This window comes from Streptomyces sp. E11-3 (genome assembly GCF_046540415.1).
Lineage (GTDB): Bacteria > Actinomycetota > Actinomycetes > Streptomycetales > Streptomycetaceae > Streptomyces.
Genome location: NZ_JAZGRL010000033.1, coordinates 1 through 3,492, shown reverse-complemented (window position 1 = coordinate 3,492; position 3,492 = coordinate 1). Strand labels below are relative to the sequence as shown.

Annotated in this window: 3 protein-coding genes; 2 read left to right on the top strand and 1 reads right to left on the bottom strand. The window is 72.3% G+C overall.

Annotation, left to right across the window (positions count from 1 at the left end; genetic code table 11):
- A partial coding sequence (locus U9R90_RS34470; protein WP_411061288.1) for a TerD family protein occupies window positions 1-707 on the bottom strand: 707 nt, incomplete at its 3' end.
- Window positions 708-903: 196 nt separating this feature from the next.
- Between U9R90_RS34470 and U9R90_RS34465 the strand changes: the two genes are divergently transcribed.
- Together U9R90_RS34465 and U9R90_RS34460 are read left to right on the top strand one after the other, a co-directional pair.
- Window positions 904-2,085 carry an HpcH/HpaI aldolase/citrate lyase family protein gene (locus tag U9R90_RS34465; RefSeq protein ID WP_411061287.1) on the top strand — a complete coding sequence of 394 codons (1,182 nt, stop codon included), beginning with the start codon at window positions 904-906 and terminating at the stop codon, window positions 2,083-2,085.
- Window positions 2,086-2,115: 30 nt separating this feature from the next.
- Window positions 2,116-3,492 (top strand): phosphoribosyltransferase family protein (locus U9R90_RS34460; protein WP_411061286.1); only part of this gene is annotated, 1,377 nt, incomplete at its 3' end.

The following is a 3,492-nucleotide window of genomic DNA, read 5'->3' as shown; positions in this document are numbered from 1 at the left end:
ACCGGCTGGGTCGGCAGCGCGGGGGCGGGCTGCGGGGCGGCCGGCTGCGCGGGCTCCGGCTGGCGCTGCGCGGGCTCCGGCTGCGCGGCCTGGTCGGGCTGAGCGGCGTCGGGCGTGTCGGTGTTCTCGGGCGCGTCGGCGGCGTCCGCGGCGTCCTCGGAGTCGTCTACCGAGATGCCGAAGTCTGTGGCAAGCCCGACCAGACCGTTGGCATAGCCCTCGCCCAGCGCCCGGAACTTCCACGCGTCCCCGCGCCGGTACAGCTCACCGCAGATCAGCGCGGTCTCGGCGCCCGTCTCCGGCTTCACATCGAAGTACGCGTACGGCTCGCCCTCGGCCGCTGCCGCGTCGTACAGCGAAATGCGCAGCTCACGTACGTGCTGAAAGGCCACGTTCTCCGCCGAGGCGACGATCAGGGCCTTGTGCACGGCCGGGTCGAGGCCCGCCAGATCCACCTGGACGGTGTCCGTGAGGCCGTCGGTCTGCCGCTTCTTGCCGAGCCGCCAGACCTTGCCCGACGGATGGCGTGGCTGGTTGTAGAAGACGAAGTCCTCGTCGGAGCGCACCCGGCCGTCGGCGGTCAGCAGCAGCGCCGATGCGTCGACATCGACATCCGGGACCTCGGGCCCCGGGGTCCAGCGCAGTACGGCGCGGACGGCCGTGGCCTCCAGCGGGACGTTCGACCCCTTCAGCATGGCGTGCGTCATGGCGTCATCCTGCCCTCCCGGCACCGGCCGGGACAACGCGGGGGCTGTCACGGCCACGGCGCGCACCTGCTGCGGACCCGCCGCGGTTACCTGAACTTCATGCCCGGTGGGAACCCTTGGCCTACGTCCCTACGTACTATTACCGGCTACATCTAGTCGGGATCGAGCCAGTCGTCTTGCCATCACGGGGAGTCTTATGCGTCATTTCGGGCATCTCGCGCCTGAGATTCGGAAGCGCCTGTTCCATATGGAACCGTGCGAGTTCACCGCCGACGACCCGGCGAGCCTGCTCTCCATGGCCCTGGGCGCCACCCTGTACAGCCCGGCGACCCGCCCCCGACTGGCCGACGACATCGTGCGGCAGGCCAGGGCGGGAGTGGTCTCGATGGTGCTCTGCCTGGAGGACTCCATCGAGGACTCCGAGGTGCCCGGCGCCGAGGAGAACCTGGTCGGCCAGCTGACCGCGCTGGCCGGGCGCGGCGACAGGGCCGCGCTGCCGCTGCTGTTCATCCGGGTGCGTGAGCCCGCGCAGATTCCCGACCTGGTCCGCCGGCTCGGCCCCGCCGTCGGTCTACTGTCCGGATTCGTGCTGCCGAAGTTCACCGAGGAGCGGGGCGTGCCGTTCCTGGAGGCGCTCACCGCCGCGGAGGCCGCCGGCGGGCGCCGGCTGTTCGCCATGCCCGTACTGGAGTCACCCGAGCTGCTCCACCTGGAGACCCGCGTCGAGGCCCTGGGCGGGATCGCCCGCACCGTCGACAAGTACCGCGAGCGGGTACTGGCCCTGCGCCTCGGGGTCACCGACTTCTGCTCCGCGTACGGACTGCGCAGGCCGCCGCACATGACCGCCTACGACGTCAGCATCGTCGCCTCGGCGATCGGGGACGTGGTCAACCTGCTGGGGCGGGCCGACGGCACCGGCTTCACGGTGACCGGGCCCGTCTGGGAGTACTTCCGCACCCAGGAGCGGATCTTCAAACCGCAGCTCCGCTCCACCCCGTTCTCCGGCCGTGCGGAGGAGCTGCGGGCCGCGCTCATCGAGCACGACATGGACGGGCTGCTCCGCGAGATCGAGCTCGACCGGGCCAACGGCCTGCAGGGCAAGACCTGTATCCACCCCTCGCATGTGCTGCCCGTGCACGCGCTGTCGGTGGTCAGCCACGAGGAGTTCAGCGACGCCCAGGACATCCTGCGGCCCGGGCGGGACGGCGGCGGCGTGCTGCGCTCGGCGTACACCAACAAGATGAACGAGGTGAAGCCGCACCGCGCCTGGGCGGAACGGACGCTGCGGCGCGCCGAGGTGTTCGGCGTCGCGCACGCCGACGTCGGCTTCGTGGAGCTCCTCACGGCCGGTCTCGCCCCGGCCGAGCAGGCCGGCTGAACGTCATCGCATGAAGCTGAACGTCATCGCATGAATCCGAAAGAGAAGGAAACCAACATCGTGGTGTGGTCGGGGACCTGGGTCGCGGGGCGACTGGGCGTCGAGCTGGTCGGTGACGCGCAACTGCCCGAGCTGCTGGGGCTCGCGCTGCGCCGCAACCCCAAGCGCGCGCATCTGCTCGTCTCGAACGTCCTGGGCAAGCATGTGCCGCAGCGGCCCTCCGTCGTACGGGCGGCCGGGCACGACCTCGGCGTGCGGGTGCGCGAACTGCTGGGCGACGACCAGGCCCGGCGCGCCGTCGTACTCGGCTACGCGGAGACCGCCACCGGGCTCGGCCACTGCGTCGCGGACGGGGTGGGCCTCGCTCCGTATCTGCACTCCACCCGGCGCCCGGTCGACGGCGTCGCGCAGGCGGGCGGCTTCGAGGAGTCCCACTCGCACGCCACCTCGCATCTGCTGCTGCCCGAGTCCCCGGAACTGCTGGCGGGCGACGGACCGCTGATCCTGGTCGACGACGAGTTCTCCACCGGCAACACGGTGCTCAACACCATCCGTGCCCTGCACGAGCGCTACCCGCGCGACCGGTACGTCATCGTGGCCCTGGTCGACATGCGCTCGCCCCAGGACCGGGACCGGCTCACGGACTTCGCCCAGGAGATCGGCGCCCGCGTCGACCTGGTCGCGACGGCCGCGGGGACGGTCCGGCTGCCGGATGGCGTACTGGAGAGGGGCCAGGCCCTGGTCGCCGAGCATGAGGCGGCGGCTTCCTCCTCGGCCCCGGGCGTCGAGGGCGCGGCGGCCGCTGGGGCCATCGCGTCGGGGGTCTCGGGAGCCGGGGCGCTCGCGGCCGCCCCCCGCCCTGCGTGTGCGTCCGTCACCCGTGTCGACCTGAGCTGGCCCGAGGGCGTGCCCGACGGCGGGCGCCACGGCTTCACGCCCGCGGACCGGGTGGTCCTGGAGCGCGCCGTGCCGACGATGGCGGCCCGGCTCGCCGACGCCGTACCCGCCGACGTCCGCCGCGTCCTCGTACTCGGCTTCGAGGAGCTGATGTACGCGCCCCTGCGCCTGGCCGCCGGACTCGACGACCGACTCGCCGCCGAGGTCCGCTACTCGACCACCACCCGCTCGCCCGTGCTGCCCGTGGACGACCCCGGCTACGCGATCCGCAGCCGGATCACCTTCCCCGCCCACGACAACCCGGCCGACGGACCCGGCACCCGGTACGCCTACAACGTCGCGGGCGGCGGCTTCGACACGATCGTCGCCGTCGTCGACTCCACCGCCGACACCCCCGAACTCCACGCCCCCGACGGCCTGTTGGCGCGACTCGCCGAACACGCCGAGCGCGTCGTGCTCGCCGTCGTCCCCTCGTACGTCCCCGGACGCCTCCCCCCGTACGTCCCCCAA

What these genes read in the sequence shown, in the direction of transcription:
- U9R90_RS34465 (WP_411061287.1), top strand. Translation starts at nt 904, where the DNA reads ATGCGTCATTTCGGGCATCTCGCGCCTGAGATTCGGAAGCGCCTGTTC.